14 protein-coding genes and 1 pseudogene are annotated in these 17,325 nt (G+C 38.4%); 1 reads left to right on the top strand and 14 read right to left on the bottom strand.

Annotated features, from left to right (window positions below; genetic code table 11):
- A pseudogene (locus ACTQZM_RS05765) lies at positions 1 to 867 on the top strand (IS66-like element short variant transposase); the annotation flags it as partial.
- Positions 868 to 1,441: 574 nt separating this feature from the next.
- Here ACTQZM_RS05765 and ACTQZM_RS05760 read toward each other — a convergent pair.
- From ACTQZM_RS05760 to pcrA, 14 genes are all read right to left on the bottom strand, one after another.
- Positions 1,442 to 1,549, bottom strand: coding sequence for a DUF3791 domain-containing protein (locus ACTQZM_RS05760; RefSeq protein WP_441653162.1), 108 nt, complete (start codon positions 1,547 to 1,549; stop codon positions 1,442 to 1,444).
- A 403-nt stretch (positions 1,550 to 1,952) separates the two neighbouring features.
- Entirely contained in the window at positions 1,953 to 3,089 is a 1,137-nt protein-coding gene (locus ACTQZM_RS05755; protein ID WP_431021405.1) for a YcjF family protein, read from the bottom strand.
- Complete coding sequence (locus tag ACTQZM_RS05750) at positions 3,089 to 3,304, bottom strand: hypothetical protein (protein ID WP_441653161.1); 216 nt, start codon at positions 3,302 to 3,304, stop codon at positions 3,089 to 3,091. Before ACTQZM_RS05750 ends, ACTQZM_RS05755 begins: the two co-directional genes overlap by 1 nt.
- A gap of 42 nt (positions 3,305 to 3,346) precedes the next feature.
- Positions 3,347 to 5,065 carry a DUF262 domain-containing protein gene (locus tag ACTQZM_RS05745; RefSeq protein ID WP_441653160.1) on the bottom strand — a complete coding sequence of 573 codons (1,719 nt, stop codon included), beginning with the start codon at positions 5,063 to 5,065 and terminating at the stop codon, positions 3,347 to 3,349.
- An 8-nt stretch (positions 5,066 to 5,073) separates the two neighbouring features.
- Entirely contained in the window at positions 5,074 to 5,286 is a 213-nt protein-coding gene (locus ACTQZM_RS05740; protein ID WP_441653163.1) for a helix-turn-helix domain-containing protein, read from the bottom strand.
- 196 nt (positions 5,287 to 5,482) lie between these two features.
- Entirely contained in the window at positions 5,483 to 6,856 is a 1,374-nt protein-coding gene (gene rlmD, locus ACTQZM_RS05735) for a 23S rRNA (uracil(1939)-C(5))-methyltransferase RlmD (RefSeq protein ID WP_441653159.1), read from the bottom strand.
- 129 nt (positions 6,857 to 6,985) lie between these two features.
- Positions 6,986 to 7,651: a hypothetical protein gene (locus ACTQZM_RS05730; RefSeq protein ID WP_441653158.1), complete on the bottom strand. Its 666-nt coding sequence runs from the start codon at positions 7,649 to 7,651 to the stop codon at positions 6,986 to 6,988.
- Positions 7,652 to 7,653: 2 nt separating this feature from the next.
- A complete protein-coding gene (locus tag ACTQZM_RS05725; RefSeq protein ID WP_047338883.1) occupies positions 7,654 to 8,307 on the bottom strand; it encodes a GntR family transcriptional regulator in 654 nt (217 codons plus the stop codon).
- A 167-nt stretch (positions 8,308 to 8,474) separates the two neighbouring features.
- Positions 8,475 to 9,500 carry a diacylglycerol kinase gene (locus ACTQZM_RS05720; protein WP_243199086.1) on the bottom strand — a complete coding sequence of 342 codons (1,026 nt, stop codon included), beginning with the start codon at positions 9,498 to 9,500 and terminating at the stop codon, positions 8,475 to 8,477.
- 10 nt (positions 9,501 to 9,510) lie between these two features.
- Positions 9,511 to 10,941: an Asp-tRNA(Asn)/Glu-tRNA(Gln) amidotransferase subunit GatB gene (gene gatB / locus ACTQZM_RS05715; protein WP_047242010.1), complete on the bottom strand. Its 1,431-nt coding sequence runs from the start codon at positions 10,939 to 10,941 to the stop codon at positions 9,511 to 9,513.
- Complete coding sequence (gene gatA, locus ACTQZM_RS05710) at positions 10,941 to 12,410, bottom strand: Asp-tRNA(Asn)/Glu-tRNA(Gln) amidotransferase subunit GatA (RefSeq protein ID WP_289537933.1); 1,470 nt, start codon at positions 12,408 to 12,410, stop codon at positions 10,941 to 10,943. The genes gatB and gatA overlap by 1 nt, the downstream gene beginning before the upstream one ends.
- Entirely contained in the window at positions 12,410 to 12,715 is a 306-nt protein-coding gene (gatC, locus tag ACTQZM_RS05705) for an Asp-tRNA(Asn)/Glu-tRNA(Gln) amidotransferase subunit GatC (protein WP_016251984.1), read from the bottom strand. Before gatC ends, gatA begins: the two co-directional genes overlap by 1 nt.
- A gap of 180 nt (positions 12,716 to 12,895) precedes the next feature.
- Entirely contained in the window at positions 12,896 to 14,905 is a 2,010-nt protein-coding gene (gene ligA / locus ACTQZM_RS05700; protein WP_441653157.1) for an NAD-dependent DNA ligase LigA, read from the bottom strand.
- A 15-nt stretch (positions 14,906 to 14,920) separates the two neighbouring features.
- Positions 14,921 to 17,293: a DNA helicase PcrA gene (gene pcrA / locus ACTQZM_RS05695; RefSeq protein WP_441653156.1), complete on the bottom strand. Its 2,373-nt coding sequence runs from the start codon at positions 17,291 to 17,293 to the stop codon at positions 14,921 to 14,923.
- Between the last annotated feature and the right edge of the window lie 32 nt (positions 17,294 to 17,325).

The raw sequence follows: 17,325 nt of genomic DNA, 5'->3' as shown, positions 1-17,325 counted from the left end.
AAGTCTAGTCAGTATTATTTCGAACCGCTCTATGAGCTACTACACGAAAAATTATTAACACAAGACCTTCTTCATGCGGATGAAACAGCTTATAGAGTTTTAGAAAATGAGACTCCCTTGACTTATTACTGGACATTCCTGTCAGGAAAACAAGCAGCACAGCCAATCACGCTCTATCATCATGATCAACGCAGAAGTGGCTTAGCTGTTCAAGAATTTCTCGGCGAATATGATGGCTATGTTCACTGTGATATGTGGTCAGCGTATCGCCAACTACCTAAAGCAAAGTTAGTAGGTTGTTGGGCACATGTACGCCGAAAATTTTTTGAAGCAACGCCGAAACAGGCAGATAAGCAGTCATTGGGGCGCAAGGGATTAGCCTATTGTGACCAGATGTTTTCACTAGAAGCCTCTTGGGCTGAGCTGCCTTCAGCTGAAAGATTGTGCAAGCGCAAAGAAAGATTAGCGCCATTAATGACAACGTTCTTTGATTGGTGTCGCAATCAATCGGTGCTCCCAGGATCGAAGTTAGGCCGTGCGATCACCTATGCGTTGAAATATGAGGAAACATTCAAAACAGTTTTAGCGGATGGTTCCTTAGCATTATCCAATAATCTAGCTGAGCGTGCAATTAAAGGGCTAGTCATGGGACGTAAGAATTGGCTTTTCTCTCAAAGCTTTGAAGGAGCCAAGTCTAGTGCAATCATCCTATCACTTTTAGAAACTGCCAAACGAAATGGCTTAGACTCGGAGAAATATCTCACCTATCTTTTGGAGAAATTGCCTAATGAGGAGTCTTTCGCAAAAAAAGCAGTTCTAGAAGCTTATTTGCCATGGTCAGAAACTGTACAAGCAAATTGTAAATAAAAAAAAGAATCTCCAGAGTCGAGTGACTTTGGAGATTTTCAATATACCTCGTTATTGGGCGCTTACGTTTTAATTTTTCACTATCAGGACTAGTCAAGCTTTCTTTCTCATGTTCGAATACTTTATTTTTTGTACCCTTACCGATATAAAAAATAGCATTACTTCGCGGATCAATTAATGCGTATATATAAAACTCTCCTAATGAAAGCAAACTCTTTTTTTGAAAATTTATCCATAAAAACCACCATTTTTGAAATTATATGATTTATTCGAAACATATTACAATTATTCTGCTACATATATCGTAATCTGATATTTATTTTTTCTATGACTATCCTTCTGATTCAGTAAATAATTACATTATTGGTTATTTTAAAGTTTTTGTTCTTCCTCTAGTTCCTGCATTAGGTATTCATCACCCATACAATACATATCAGATACACCTTCACTCATTAGCTCATAAAGCACTGAATGATAAAAATATCCAGTGCTTTCTCCAGAGTGATTTTATTCTGTTTTGCAAAAAGTGATACTACACGCGCGTATTTTTTCTGTAAATGAATAGGATTTGCATTCATAGCTTCACACCTTTTTCCTTCATCACATCAATGATATCATCCACAATATACTCTTTACTTTGAGTGTGCAACACCGCATATTCTGGAATAATATATTCTTTCAAAATATCTGATTATTCTGTTAAGGCATCATAAATTTTCCGTGAATCAACGTTTAACCGTGCAGCTACATTTTCTATACAAAAAATAGCAAATTCTAATTATCTATCACTCCACTTTTCATATTCTATTTCCAACTCGTGTGCACCTCCATTTAAAAAGATGTTTTCCTGATATCAACTTTTTAACTTTCATGGATCATCCAAAAGATTCATCTACATGTGTACACTGTTTGACATCCACACCACGCACTCAAAATGGCTTGGTTGTTCAACGAAAAACATACTCAACCCCTTTTGTAGAAGGGAATGGTAGAACGCACTTTTTTTCTAAAATACCCGTGAGATCGAGCCTGTGAGAACCCTGAGTTGCTCTATTCATCGAACAGGGCAATAACTCATTTCTGTTTTATTTCTGTAATTTCAATTGTGCCTTAAAGAGAGTTGACATTGTTTCTTTTCCCTTTTTACTACCAAGATCATCAATGCTCATATCTCCTTTGAAAACCAATTCCATAATTCCTATGTATGCCTCACCAAGTGCCGCTGTAATAACTCCAGCTGTTCCTGCTGATATTACACCACCAACCACAGTTCCTGCTCCTGGTATGAATTTCAACAAGTTAGTAACTACAGTCTTTCCTAACAAAGTTGCACCGCCCGCACCAATTGACGATGACAACAGTGCAGTGATAACGCTCTTATTTACATCAAAGCCAAATATTACTGTAATTGAAGCTATCATACCTACTTGAGTAGGTATAAGTAATGCACAGTCAGAAAATGGAATAGGTGCAGCTCCTTCACCTGCCGCTGCAACTGATGCTGTTGCTACTGCTGCCTGTGCACGGCGCTTTTTTTCTTCTAAACATGCAATCTGAACATGCTGAAGCGTGTCCATCAACTCATCTGGGAGAGCCTCTCCCATTACCTTGATTAACACATCTAATCCGTATGCTTTAGCAACACCTAAATCTTCAATCTCATAATCTTCTGCAAGCACAGGGATTATCTGGATAATATCCAAGTTTTCATTCAATAACACTCGTCTCATTTCCTGTGCTTTTTTCTTTGAAAATGATTGTGTAAGCACAACGATAATCGGAACTTGTGTGATTTGGTTCTCCATTGAGAGTTCTCTTAACCACTCAATTTCTTCTGGCTCAATTCTATTTGAGGCAGTATTGATACAATACCAAATACAGTGAATAGCTTTATTTATATCTTGAGTAGCAAGCCCTTTACTGATTGTATCCATTACCTCTTGCTTTACTTCTGCCTGAACTTCTTTTCCGAGTTCAAACCCTCTCGTATCATAGATTGCAAGTGGTACACCTTTTTTTGTGATTTTTCGCATATGCGATGTTACTGGCTTACCCATTCCAGTGTCAGCAAGTTTCTCCTTGAATACAGAATTGATCAATGTACTCTTACCGACACCAGTTTTACCAGCAACTATTATATTAAGTGTGTTTAGGTTCTTGATTTTCTCTGCTATTGCATTGATTGCTTCTTGTGCAATCTTTTCTGCATCTATTCCTGCCACTATTCTTCCTCCTTAGTTTCTTCCTCAAATGGAACAATATCTGGTCCCATATCATCGAAATCAATATCATCTGTATCTAATGATTTCTTATAAACATTGTTTCCATACTTTTTGATAAGCGGTGGAACAATGATATAGCCGACTAAAGTCAATGCACTTCCAATCACAAGCCATCTCATTTTTCCACATCTATCTTTTTTCTTTGTATCAGTCATGATTTACCTCCTTATAAGTGTCCTTGTAAATTTCGCGAATCTCTATAAAAGAATATCCTTTAATGCTTTACTCATCAATTCCTGGCGTTTCTCCATAAACTCTTCAAAATTAGAAAGTTCGTATGAAATCTCACTAGGAAGGTACTTCGCATTTTCACTATTCTCAGTAACCTTCAACCAATCGACAAGTGGTGTTGCATTTTTGGATTCATTCTCTCTACCTTCCAACAATTGAAGGTTTGCTAGTGTATTCCTTCTTCTACGCCAATCTTCTTTAGTATCATCATCAATCACTGTTCCGTCCGGCAACACTAAGTTTTTAATCTTACCTTCTTCAAATCCTGTATGCGGATGCATATGATCTTGATGGAATCCCTTCTGACTATATTTCAAATTTGGATACAGAAGGGATAACAACATAAATGTATAGGCACCGATCTCATATGTGTCAAACATTGCATCAATCTCATCCGCAGTATATCTAAGAGTTCTGTCACCTGTGAATCTAACCCCATTTAGATTTTTCATACTAAATGAATTAGATGGTGCTGCCTTCAATGCTTCTCTTATGCTTGTCAGTGCAGAGTTTGACGCAGTACCAAAAATCTGTCTTACCTGTGCGATTACAATATATTTTCTTAATTCAGCTTTACTGCTCGAATCAAAATTACCACCTTTGTATCTGTAGTAAACCATAGGAGAGACAGCCACATAAGAAATCATGTTCTCCGAATTAAATCCGAACTCATTTAACAAATCAACTGTATCCTTGATAGCTTTTCGGATTGAGTCCCAGTTTGCTCTGATTTTTAGTACACTGTCTTTTTTGAATGTTTCTACTTTTAATGCTACGGACATATCTAATAGATACAAACAGGTACGCATTATAAAGTCATTAGAGAATTTGAATCCTTCGCCTTTCTTATTTATTTCAGAAAGTAACTTATCAATTTCATCCCTTGCCTTATCCCAATGAGAAACAATAGTAGAGAATAACAAGTCACTCTTTGAAAGAACGGTTCCACCAGAATTTACTCTAATGAAAATATCCAATACGCTGTCTATCGAATCTTTTTGTACTTCAAAGTAGTTGATGATTTCATCAGTAACCAGTCTTGTATGCAAAAGAGAAATATTCTTTGTTGCAACTTTGTCGGTTACCCAGCTATTTGGAATGATGACCTCTGTTAATAAATCTTCAGCTGGATACTTAAGGATATCTTTTACCAAATACCAAAGCTTACCGTCCTTATTCTTTGCAGCCTCTTCTGATGTTAAAAATCTGAACTCATAAGAAATGTCCTCATCATCAGTTTTTTCACTGTGCAAATCAAAGTACAGCTCTTTCTTCGGAAATGCATCATCATTCTTCCATCTTTTGTTTGGAATTTTTCTGCTTATACTTCCTTGCAAAGCTATGTATAGAGAAGTCAATCTCTGTTGGCCATCCAAAACTGCCCAGATTGTTTCATCTCCACTACCAACCAGGAACGGCTGTGGTGCAGCCGGATTCTTATACATATCTCGGTCATGATAATCTTTTATAAATTCATACATTGAATACTCTTTTTGGTTCACTATAGTCTTCTTAACTTTCCAAAATAGAAAAGTTCCAATAGGATATCCAAGCATGATAGAATCCATTAATCTTGTAATCTGTGAATCTCCCCACACATATTTTCTTTGAATAGCAGGGAGGTAGACTCTTCTACTATTTACATCTTCTATTATTGCTCTAATACTTTTCTTTTCGTATGTCATGATTTGCCTCACTCATTGCTTGTTTTTATCTGTTCTCCATCCGCGAAGATAAATGATTGCTCAAAGTTAACCTTCATCAAATCAGCTATCTGTGTCAACTCCTCAAGAGTAACTGTATCTCGTTTAGGTTTCTTACCAAAGTTCAGTGGAGTCTGACCTATCCGCCTTGCAAGTTCCGAAACGCTTATATTCTTTTTATTACATAATTCTTTTAAACATATCGGATGTTTTCATCATCCCCCATGTCAAAAACAGTTTTATCATCCATTCCTTTAACTCCTTACATAATATCTAATCCAAAACCTAAACCTTTCGACCATTTTCAAATGAGTAGATATATTTTAATATAACAGATATGCGCTCGTATGAACCAATGGCTAATCTCAGAACATACCGTAAAAACGCACTTTTAAGCCCTTATTTATCTTTTCTCGTCATCCACACCACACATTCCACATGGTTCGTCATTGGGAAGAGGTCCACGAGTTGGACTTGTTGTGCTTGGTAACCTAGTGCTGCGAAGTGGACCAAATCACGCGCCATGGTAGCTGGGTTGCAGGATACATAGACGATTTTTTCTGGATTCATTTGGCAGCTGGCCTCGATAAAGCTTGGGGTTAAGCCTTTACGTGGTGGGTCAACGAAAATCACATCTGGGTGGATGCCCTCTTTTACCCATTGTGCCATGACTTTTTCAGCACTACCTGTAACATAAGTGGTATTGGTAAAGCCATTGAGTTGTGCATTGGCAATCGCATCTTGCACGGCTTCCTCCACAACTTCCATCCCATAGACGTGTTTAACCTTGTCCGCCACTGATAAGCCAATGGTGCCAATTCCTGAGTAAGCATCAATAATGATATCTTCAGGTGATAATTGCGCAAAGTCATAGGCAGTTTGGTAGAGTTTTTCGGCCTGAAGTGTGTTGACTTGATAGAATGATTTGGCAGAAATGTGATAAGTCTTGCCTAGTAATTGATCGGTAATATACCCTGGGCCAAACAACACTTTTTCTTGTTTACCCAAAATGACATTAGTTTTGTCTTCATTAATATTTTGCACAACAGTCACAACATTTGGTAATGCTTGGGTGATTTGAGCAAGAATTTGATCGACCTGGAAGAATTTTTCTTTGCGCGTCACAAAGACAACCATCATTTCATCGGTATAGTGACCTTTGCGAATGATGAGGTGTCTTAAAAAGCCTTCGTTTGTTTCTTCGTTATATGGTTTGACATTGAATCGGCGTAAAATATCACGAATCTGGATAATTGCTGCATCAATGGCTGGATCTTGAATGTAAAAATGCTCAATTGGCACAAGGTCATGACTATTTTTACGATAAAAACCAGTTTGTAATTGATTGTCCACACGACGAACTGGAATTTGGGCTTTATTTCGATAGCCAGTTGGATCAGTCATACCGATTGTTGGTAGTACGGGTACTTCTGGCATTTTCGCCACTTTTTTCATTACATTGGCGACTTGTTCTTGTTTGAAAATCAGTTGTTGGTCATAACTGAGATGGGCAAGTGGGGCAATACCGGTACGAATCAGTTTTTCATCGGCATTTTCGACACGGTGTGCTGACTTTTTGATAAAGTTTTTCACCTTCGCAAAGCCAAATTTATTGCCTACTTTTAGCACATGTATTTCCACTGTTTCGCCGGGTAGAGCATTTTCGATAAATAAAGGATAACCCTCTACTTTAGCAATGCCCATTCCTTCATGCGTTAAGTCAATGATATCAACTGTTAAATCTTGATTTTTTGTTACTGGATAAGTTTTCATAAAATCTCCTTCATATTAATGATACTCAATAAAGAAACCTTCCATATCTCCCTGAATGACATAGACTGGTAATGTTTGGCTATCTTCAGGAATCAAGCCATAAGAATACAACCGCAACTCTTCAGGCATTTAAGATATTGGTGTACCAGGAAGATAGATTGCCATGCGATGATTCTTACTAATTCCATAGGCTTCGGAATATTCGTACTTTCTATTCTCTTTTATTTCTGAGCTGCCCACTGGTTTTTCATATTGTAAGTTTTCTATGTCGACTTCATAAAGCGTTGGACTGACTTGATGGGGTCTTGTAAATTGTCCAGAAACCTTACTTTCAGAAATCGTACCACCTGGATAGCCCGGTCCAGTTGAGCCCATATCAGAATCATGATAGTCACCTGAAAACGTGCCATTTGGTCCAATAGAAAGTGATGAACCCCAACCACCTGTACCACTAGAAAAACTAAAATTTTTACCAACCAAGGAATCTAAAATTGTCGGTTGAGCTGGTGTCGATGTTTTTGTTTTCTCAGCTTGTGGTGCTTGACTGGTCGTTGTTTTAGATTGTGTCGTTTGCTCTTTGGTTGCACTTGTTTGTTTCGTGGTTGACTCAGTCGTACTTGAAGATGTCTTGGTCTTTTTCTTCTTGTCTTTAGATTGACTGGTGCTTTTCTTTTTGATGACTTTGCTACTGGTGGTTGTTTTGCTTTCGGTCTTTTTATTTTGTTGACAGCCAGCTAGACCTAAGCTTGTCACTAATAGAGCGAGCACGAACCCAATTAACACACTTTTTTTCATGCTTATCCCTCTTTTCCAGTTTCTCCAGTAAATAATAACTCCATCATTTGTTTTGCTTGATCATCACCAATATAATAAACGATATCCCCCACTTCAATCGTTAATACTGGTCCCGGGGATAAAATCATTTCCTCGCCACGTTTGACAGCCATAATGGTCGCTTTGGTACGATGCCATAGATTTAACTGTCCGACTGTTTGTCCTAATTCTTTAAAAGCATCTGTGACAATCAATTCAAACGGTACTAAAGTCAAACTATCCTGTGTGCGGCGTGATTCTGTTTCCAATTTACCGATTAATTCAAGAGTCGTTTGTAATTCTTCTTGTTGACGCTTAATACTTTCTCGTAATTCTTGTTTGGTTTGTGTTAATTGTTTAAGATTTTGTGAGCGGGCAATGAAGGCACTGGCTTTTTCCTTTGAGCGTACATAAACACCGCTCCCATGAATCACTTCGACAATCTCCAAGTCTGCCAATAAATTCACCGCTTTACGGGCAGTTTCTGGTGAGACCCCAAAGTTTGAAGCAATCGTCGTGCGTGATCGGATTTTTTCGCCAAGTGGATATTTTCCATCGACAATCCTTTGTGCTACCATTAAAGCAATTTCATGGTATCTTGATTCAGTACGTTTAGGCTTATTTTTTGTTGTTTGCATAATTACATCCTTCAGTTCTATTACTAATATTATGTCTTTATTTTACCATTTTTAAAACTAAAAAAAAACATCCACTATGACAATTCATTTAAAGCCAATTCAAAAATTCAAATAAAAAAACTCTTCCAAATATGCCTAGGTCGTGCATACTTGAAAGAGTGCTATATTTATCCTATTTTATTGTCGCCATCGATATCTTCGTCGTTTAATTTTTCAACTTCCTTGATAAAGTCTTGACTAATTTCTTCATAGTCTTCCTCTTCACCAATCACGGCTTCATCAGGAATATCATCAAGGTTGGCAAAGAATTCGATATGATTTTTTAGATTTTTAAAGGTCATCGGCGCATCGCCACCATATTCCCCATCTAAATTAATCATCAATTGTTTGCCATCTTCAGGTGTATGTACCTTTAAATAACTTGTTTTGGCATAAATGATTCGTGGGTCATCGACATGTTTTCCCCCATTTAAGACCAAACCGATTAAATGCAGAATTTCTAAAATGTTAGCGGTTTTAACGATAATCAAGGTAAAATTACCATCATCTAGCTTAGCATCTGGGACGATTTGTTCAAAGCCACCGACTGAATTGGTTAAGGCTAAGAAAAACATCGACGCATCGCCTTGGTATTCGCCACCATCATATTCTAAATGCATTTTAATAGGTTTTATTTGCGGTAAGAGTTCGGCCCCTTTGACTAAATAAGCCAAATAACCAAAAATACTCTTTAATTCAGAAGGTACCTCATACGTTAACTCGGTTAAGTGCCCTCCTGCTGCAATATTGATAAAATAGTCACGATCTGTTTGACCGATATCCATTTTGACTGTTTGGTTTTTGATAATCACTTCAGCTGCGGCCTTGATGTTGCCTCGAGGGATTTTTAAAGCTCGGGCGTAATCATTGGTCGTACCTGCAGGGATAATTGCCATTTTCGGACGATTTTCCAAAGGAGCAATCCCATTGACCACTTCATTAATTGTACCATCGCCACCAGCAGCGACCACTAAATCGAAGCCAGACTCACCTGCGCGTCTGGCCTCGTTTTTTGCAGAGTCTGGCTCTGGAGTGGTTGCATAGGCACTTGCTTCATATCCCGCTTGCTCTAAACATTCTAAAATATCCGCTAAATTGCGTTTTAGAGTTTCTTTTCCGGAAGTTGGATTATATATCACACGTGCTCTTTTCATAACTTTTCCTCTAACGTTTACCTAATTCTTGTTTTAATAATTGGTTAACCACACCTGGGTTGGCTTGACCTTTCGTTGCTTTCATAATTTGACCAACTAAGAAACCAACGGCACGATCTTTACCATTCTTGAAGTCTTCAATAGATTGTGCATTATTATCTAATACTTCGTTGATGATTGGTAATAATTGTGCTGGATCAGATAATTGAATCAACCCTTTTTCTTTCACAATAACCTTAGGATCGCCACCATTTTTCATTAACTCTTGGAAGACTTTCTTCGCAATCTTAGAAGAAATCGTGCCATCCACAATTAATTGAATCATGCCGGCTAAGCTTTCTGGCGTTAGTTTGCTTTGATTTAATTCTAGTTTTTCACTATTTAAGTAAGCAGATACTTCACCCATTAACCAGTTAGAAGCTAATTTCGCATCAGCCCCATTTTCAATCGTTGCGTCAAAGAAATCAGACATTTCTTTCGTTTGCGTTAAGACCATCGCATCATATTCTGGTAATTCTAATTCATTGATGTAACGTTCACGGCGTTTAGCTGGCATTTCTGGTAAGCTTTGGCGCACACGTTCAATCCATGCATCGTCAATTTCAAAACGAGGAATATCTGGCTCTGGGAAATAACGATAATCAGACGAACCTTCTTTGACACGCATCAAGATTGTTGTGTTCGTCTTTTCATCAAAGCGACGGGTTTCTTGTTTGATTTCGCCACCTGATAATAAGACTTTAGCTTGGCGTTTTTCTTCATAAGCTAAACCTTTTTTAACAAAGGTCATAGAGTTTAAGTTCTTCAATTCTGTCTTGGTACCAAATGCTTCTTGACCATAAGGACGTAATGAGATATTGGCATCACAACGCATCGAACCTTCTTCCATCTTCACATCAGATACTTCAGTGAATTGGATAATTGAACGCAAGGCTTCAAGATAGGCATAAGCTTCTTCTGGTGAACGCATATCCGCTTCAGACACAATTTCAATTAATGGTGTGCCTTGACGGTTTAAATCAACATAAGAATACCCTTCGTTACCATGCATGTTTTTCCCAGCATCTTCTTCCAAATGAACGCGTTCAATGCGGATTTTTTTCTTTTTCCCTTCGACTTCGATTTCAATCCATCCATCATGGCCGATTGGTTGGTCGAACTGAGAAATTTGGTAAGCTTTTGGATTATCAGGATAGAAATAGTTTTTGCGGTCAAAGTGTGTATGTTGACTAATTTCACAGTTCAACGCTAAAGCAGCTTTCATCCCAAATTCCAAAGCACGTTTATTCATTACTGGTAACACACCTGGATAACCCCAGTCGATGACATTAGTATTGCTATTTGGTTCTGCCCCGAAATGCGCTGGAGCAGGTGAGAAAATTTTAGAGTCCGTTTTTAATTCAACGTGGACTTCAAGCCCGATGACTGTTTCAAAATTCATTAGTTCGCGCCTCCTAAAATGACTGGTTTTTTCGTATGGAAGTCAGTTGCTTGTTCGAATGCTGCCGCTGCTTGATACATGGTAGCTTCATCGAAATGTTTACCAATAATTTGTAAGCCGACTGGTAATCCTTCACTAAAGCCACATGGCACTGACATACCAGGTAGACCCGCTAAGTTCACAGGAATGGTTAGGACGTCACTTAAATACATGGTAATTGGGTCATTGATATTTTCACCCAAACCATAAGCAACGGTAGGTGAAGCTGGACCAATGATTAAATCGTAATTGGCAAAAACATTATCAAAATCTTGTTTGATTAATGTACGGACTTGTCCGGCTTTTTTGAAGTATGCATCGTAATAACCTGCTGAAAGTGAGAAAGTACCTAACATGATACGGCGTTTGACTTCTGTACCAAAACCTTCACTTCTTGAGTTAACATAGACATCTTCTAAGTTTGAGATATTTTCAGAACGGTAACCATAACGAATACCATCAAAACGTTGTAAGTTTGAACTTGCTTCTGAGGAGGCAATAATATAGTAAACAGCTACCCCATATTTTGAGTGTGGTAAGCTTACTTCTTCTACCGTCGCACCTAATGCACGGAAAGTATCAGCTGCTTTTAAGATGGCTTCTTTGACACCTGGTTGGATTCCTTCCCCTAAGTATTCTTTTGGTAAAGCAATCTTCATGCCTTTGACAGACTGACCAATTTTCGCTGTAAAGTCAGGCACAGAAACCCCAGCAGAAGTGCCATCTTTTGGATCATAACCACTAATCGCATTTAAAGTTAAGGCATTATCTTTAACGTTACGAGTCAATGGTCCAATTTGGTCTAGAGATGACGCAAAGGCAATCAAACCAAAACGAGACACGCGGCCATAAGTTGGTTTCATACCGACAATCCCATTAAAAGCTGCTGGTTGACGGATAGAACCACCTGTATCAGAACCTAAAGAAACAGGAACTTGACCGGCTGCGACACTAGCTGCAGAACCACCTGAAGAACCTCCAGGAACTTTGGTGTGATCCCAAGCATTGGTTGTTTTCTTGAAATGAGAAGTTTCGGTACTACCACCCATCGCAAATTCATCCATGTTTAATTTACCCACAGGAATCATATCTGCTTGATATACTTTTTCCATGACAGTCGCATCATAAATTGGATCGAAGTTATAAAGAATTTTTGAAGCCGCAGTTGTGCGCAAATCTTTCGTTACAATATTATCTTTAATCCCAATTGGAAGGCCTGCTAAAACATTGCCTTCGCTGATGCCTTTTTCGTCTAACGCTTTGGCCATTTCTAAGGCTTTTTCTTCGTTTAAAGTAATGAATGAACCCATGGTGTCTTCCGTTTCTTTAATACGGTCAAAAGTTGCTTGGGTTAAATCTTGCGCTGAAATTTCTTTTGAGACTAATAAGGCATGTAATTGTTCTAATGATTGATCATATAATTTAGTCATTATGCACCGGCCTCCCCGTTATCAATAATTGCTGGCACCTTGATAAAGCCATTTTCACTTTCAGGTACATTTCGTAATAATTCTTCACGGTCAAAACCTGGTTGCGCCACATCTTCACGCATCACATTGACAGTTTCGATGACGTTAGAAGTAAAAGGAACACCCGTAGTATCCACTTCTTCTAATAACTCAACCATATCGATAATCTTCCCTAATTGAGTCGTAAATTCATGTAATTCTTCATCTGGAAAGGCTAGTTTCGCCAACTTAGCGACATGTTTTACTTGTTCTTCACTAATCGCCATAATCTTCCTCCTATTTTCACAGACCTTATGTTAGTTCCGTTCATTTTCTATCTATACTTGGATATTGTAACATTTAATTGAAAATCATCCTAGTTAATTCAGAAATCTTTTTAAACATTTTTTCAAAAAAGTCACATTTTCTGAAAATATTTTGTAAAATAGCACCATTTCTTCACTCTTTTAGTCTGCGAGTGCTTCAACCATTTGCTCTTCGCTCCAAACTTCAATTCCTAAACTTTGGGCTTTGGTTAATTTACTGCCAGCATCCGCCCCGGCAATCACTAAATCTGTTTTTTTCGATACCGAACCCGTGACTTTACCCCCTAAGCTTTCAATTTTGGCCTTTGCTTCATCGCGCGTATAAGTGGTTAATTTACCGGTTAAGACAATCGTTTTATCTTTAAATGGTGACTCGACACCGGCTAACTGTGCTTGGGTAACACCTAGATAGCGCAAGTTCACGCCCGCTGCTTTTAATTCTGCTAATAATTCATGGACTTCATCATTGGCAAAGTAAGTCGTTAAGCTATTGGCAATCGTTTCACCCATGGTATGCAAACTTAAGATATCTTCGGCTTTAGCTTGGCTTAAGTTTTCAATGGTTTCATAGTGCTCTAACAAGATTTTTGCAGCTTTAGCCCCAACATGTCGGATGCCTAAGCCAAATAATAAACGCTCTGCAGAATTTGCCTTACTTGCTTCAATTGCATTTAGTAAATTATTGGCTGATTTTTCTTTGACTTTATCTAAAGTTAATAATTGTTCTTGGGTTAAATAATATAAATCCGCGACATCTTTCACCAATTCTTTTTCATACATTTGCTCAATAACTTTCGGACCCAAGCCATCGATATTCATCGCCTGTCTAGAAACAAAATGACTCAAACCTTCTTTCATTTGAGCACTACATTTAGGATTGATACAGCGCAGTGCCACTTCCTCTTCTAAATGGACCAATTCACTGCCACAGACTGGACAATGCGTCGGTTTAGGATAAGGGGTACTTGCTGCCTCACGTTTTTCGACAATGGCATGGTCGACTTCTGGAATGATATCGCCCGCTTTATAAATAATTACATGGTCGTTTAAGCGTAAATCTTTTGCCTCGATATAATCCATATTATGCAGACTCGCACGACTGACAGTAGTCCCTGCAACTACCACTGGATCCATCACTGCAGTTGGTGTCACAACCCCAGTACGTCCCACCGTCCACTCAATTTCACGAATCACTGTCTCAGCTTCTTCAGGTGGAAATTTATAAGCAATGGCCCAACGTGGAGCTTTAACAGTAAAGCCTAATTCATCTTGTAGATTTAAATCATTGACCTTAATGACAATCCCATCAATTTCATAAGGTAAGTCTGCTCGCTTTTCATGATATTCCGTAACATACTCCCAAATTTCATCGACATTTTGGCAGATACGACGGTTCGGATTAATCTTAAAGCCTAAACGATCCAAAGCTTGCAAGGCTTCTTCTTGCGTGGCGACTTCTAAGGGACCAAATTCCGCTACTGTATATAAAAAAGTACTTAAATTCCGTTGGGCAGTTACTTTGGTATCCAATTGACGAAGACTTCCAGCCGCAGCATTTCGTGGATTTGCAAATGTTTCTAAACCTTCTTGTTCTCGTGCTTGATTTAGTTTCATAAAGCTTTCTTTTGGCATATAACATTCGCCACGGACTTCAATTGAGATAGGTTCTGGTAAAGTCATCGGAATGGAGCGAACCGTTTTCAAGTTTTCGGTAATATTTTCACCTACACTGCCATCCCCGCGAGTAGCTCCACGTACAAAGCGGCCATTTTCATAGCGCAAGGAAACCGACAAACCATCAATTTTTAATTCACATTCGTAACTATAATTGTGATGGCCTAGCGCTTTTGCCACCCGTGCATCAAAGGCTTCAAGTTCGCCCTGACTAAAAGCATCGTTTAAGCTATAAAGCGGCACCTCATGCACTGCTTTTTCAAATCCATCTAAGATTACGCCGCCAACACGCTGAGTAGGCGAATCGGGCGTAATACTTTCAGGATATTGGGTTTCTAATTGAACAAGTTCTTGATAAAGCTTGTCGTATTGGCTATCAGAAATTTTGGGTTGGTCTTTGACATAGTAAAAATAAGCATATTCATTTAACGTTTTTTGCAAGTTTTTGATTTTTTCTAATGCTTGTTCTTTTTCCATGATTTTCTTCCATTCTTATATTTTTTCAATTGGGGCAAAACTAGCTAAAAGTCGTTTAATTCCTTGACCAGTAAAGGCAATATCTAATTCATAATCCCCATTATTTTCATGTACCTTCACCACAGTTCCTACACCCCATTTTTTATGATTGACCTTATCACCAGCTTGCCAAGAAATATTGGCTTTTGGTGTGGCCGTATTTGGAAAGGTCATCTTCACAATTGTTTGGTACTGTGGTTTTTGATAACTTCGATTTTGTGTTTGACCATAAGTACGATCGCTATAAGTACGATTACCATAAGTGCTGCTTGAGTTGGCACTACTTTGGTTTTGACGACTCTTCATAAAATCAGCAGCCGACATTCCTTGACCAAAGGAGGCTTTAAACTCGTCGCCTGATTGTAATTGACGTTTGGCATAGGTACCGATTGGCTCAAGTAAATCTTCCTCAATCTCATCGACAAAGCGTGAAGGTCGATTAAACTGGGTACGACCATAAATCGTTCGTGAAATTGCATTGGTAATATACAACTCTTCTTCCGCTCGGGTAATTCCTACATAGGCTAAGCGACGTTCTTCTTCCATATCGGCTTCATCATCATTGGCACGTAATAATGGGAATAATCCTTCTTCCATCCCCACTAAAAAGACAATCGGAAATTCTAACCCTTTTGCCGCATGAAGTGTCATGAGTGTCACTTGACTTGTCTCTTCTTCTAAACTATCAATATCTGACACTAAAGCCAAATCATTTAAGAATAAACTTAATTTCTCATCATCTTCTACATTTTCGTATTCTGGTGATTGTGCAAATTGTTGATCAAATGCTTGCGTAACGGTTAAGAATTCATTTAAGTTGTCAATTCTAGCATTGGCTTCAATTGTATTTTCATTTTTCAAAGCTTCTAGATAACCAGTTTTCGCTAAAATTTCTTCCGTGAGTTCGGTAATCGATAAGTACGATTGCATCTTCGCAAAGCCATCCATCATTTCGCCAAACTTCGCTAATTCTTTTGCTGCTTTTCCAGAAACATTGGATAGAGCCACACTTTCGCAAGCCTCTAGCATGGACATCCCATGTAATTGCGCAAAGTCTCGGAATTTTTCCACTGATGTCGCACCAATTCCTCGTTTTGGCACATTCACCACACGCGCAAAGCTAATCGAATCTTGTGGGTTAGCAATCATCGCCAAGTAAGCTAAAATATCACGAATTTCTTTACGCTCATAGAATTTTTGACCGCCGACCATTTTATAAGGAATGCTTGATTTTAATAACATTTCTTCGACTACACGTGACTGTGCATTGGTTCGATATAATATCGCAAAGTCGCCATAGTTTTTCCCTTGCCTTTGGATATGGTCATTGATTTCTTTGACGATAAACTGGGCTTCATGACGTTCATTATCACCACGGTAATATTGGATTTTCTCACCAGTTTCATTTTCGGTCCAAAGATTTTTCTTTTTACGGTTCACATTGTTTTCGATGACTTGATTAGCCGCTTTTAGAATATTTTTCGTTGAGCGATAATTTTGTTCTAGTAAAATCACTTGGGCATCGGGATAGTCTTTTTCGAAGTCCAAAATATTTTGCATATCAGCCCCACGCCAACCATAAATACTTTGGTCTGCATCCCCAACGACACAAATATTTTGAAAGCCACGCGCTAACATATTCACCAATAGATATTGTGCATGGTTGGTATCTTGATACTCATCGACATGAATATATTGGAATTTATTTTGATAGTGACGTAGCGTATCTGGTGATTGGCGGAACAACTCAATGGTATTCATAATCAAATCATCAAAGTCCATACATTGATTTTCGCGCAATACATCTTGATAACGGGCATAACACTTAGCCACCGTCTGTTTGAAATAATCAGCCCCTGCTAAACTTGCATAATCATCTGCTGTTTGCATGGCATTTTTCGCGTTACTAATCGCTGCAAGAATCCCACGCGGCTCATGTTTTTTCGGATCTAGGTTTAACTCTTTAACAATTCGCTTCATCAAGGCAAGCTGTTCTGAACTATCTAAAATCGTAAAATTACGCGAATAGCCTATCGTTTCAACTTCTCGGCGTAAAATACGTACACACATCGAGTGGAATGTTGAAATCCAAACACTTTCAGCTACATCTCCTAATAACTGATGAATACGTTCTTTCATTTCACGAGCGGCCTTATTGGTAAAGGTAATCGCTAAAATATTCCAAGGATTTACATAACATTCTTCAATTAAATAAGCCACGCGATGAGTCAACACCCGTGTCTTCCCACTTCCTGCACCAGCCATTAATAATAGTGGGCCTTGAGTAGTCGTCACGGCTTGGCTCTGACGTGGATTCATTCCATTAAGTAACGGGCTATTTACTGACATTGACAACATCCTTTTCATTTAGTTTCAATCCT

This window comes from Enterococcus cecorum (assembly GCF_052119425.1).
GTDB lineage: Bacteria > Bacillota > Bacilli > Lactobacillales > Enterococcaceae > Enterococcus_E > Enterococcus_E cecorum_C.
This window is presented reverse-complemented; position numbering and strand designations above follow the sequence as displayed.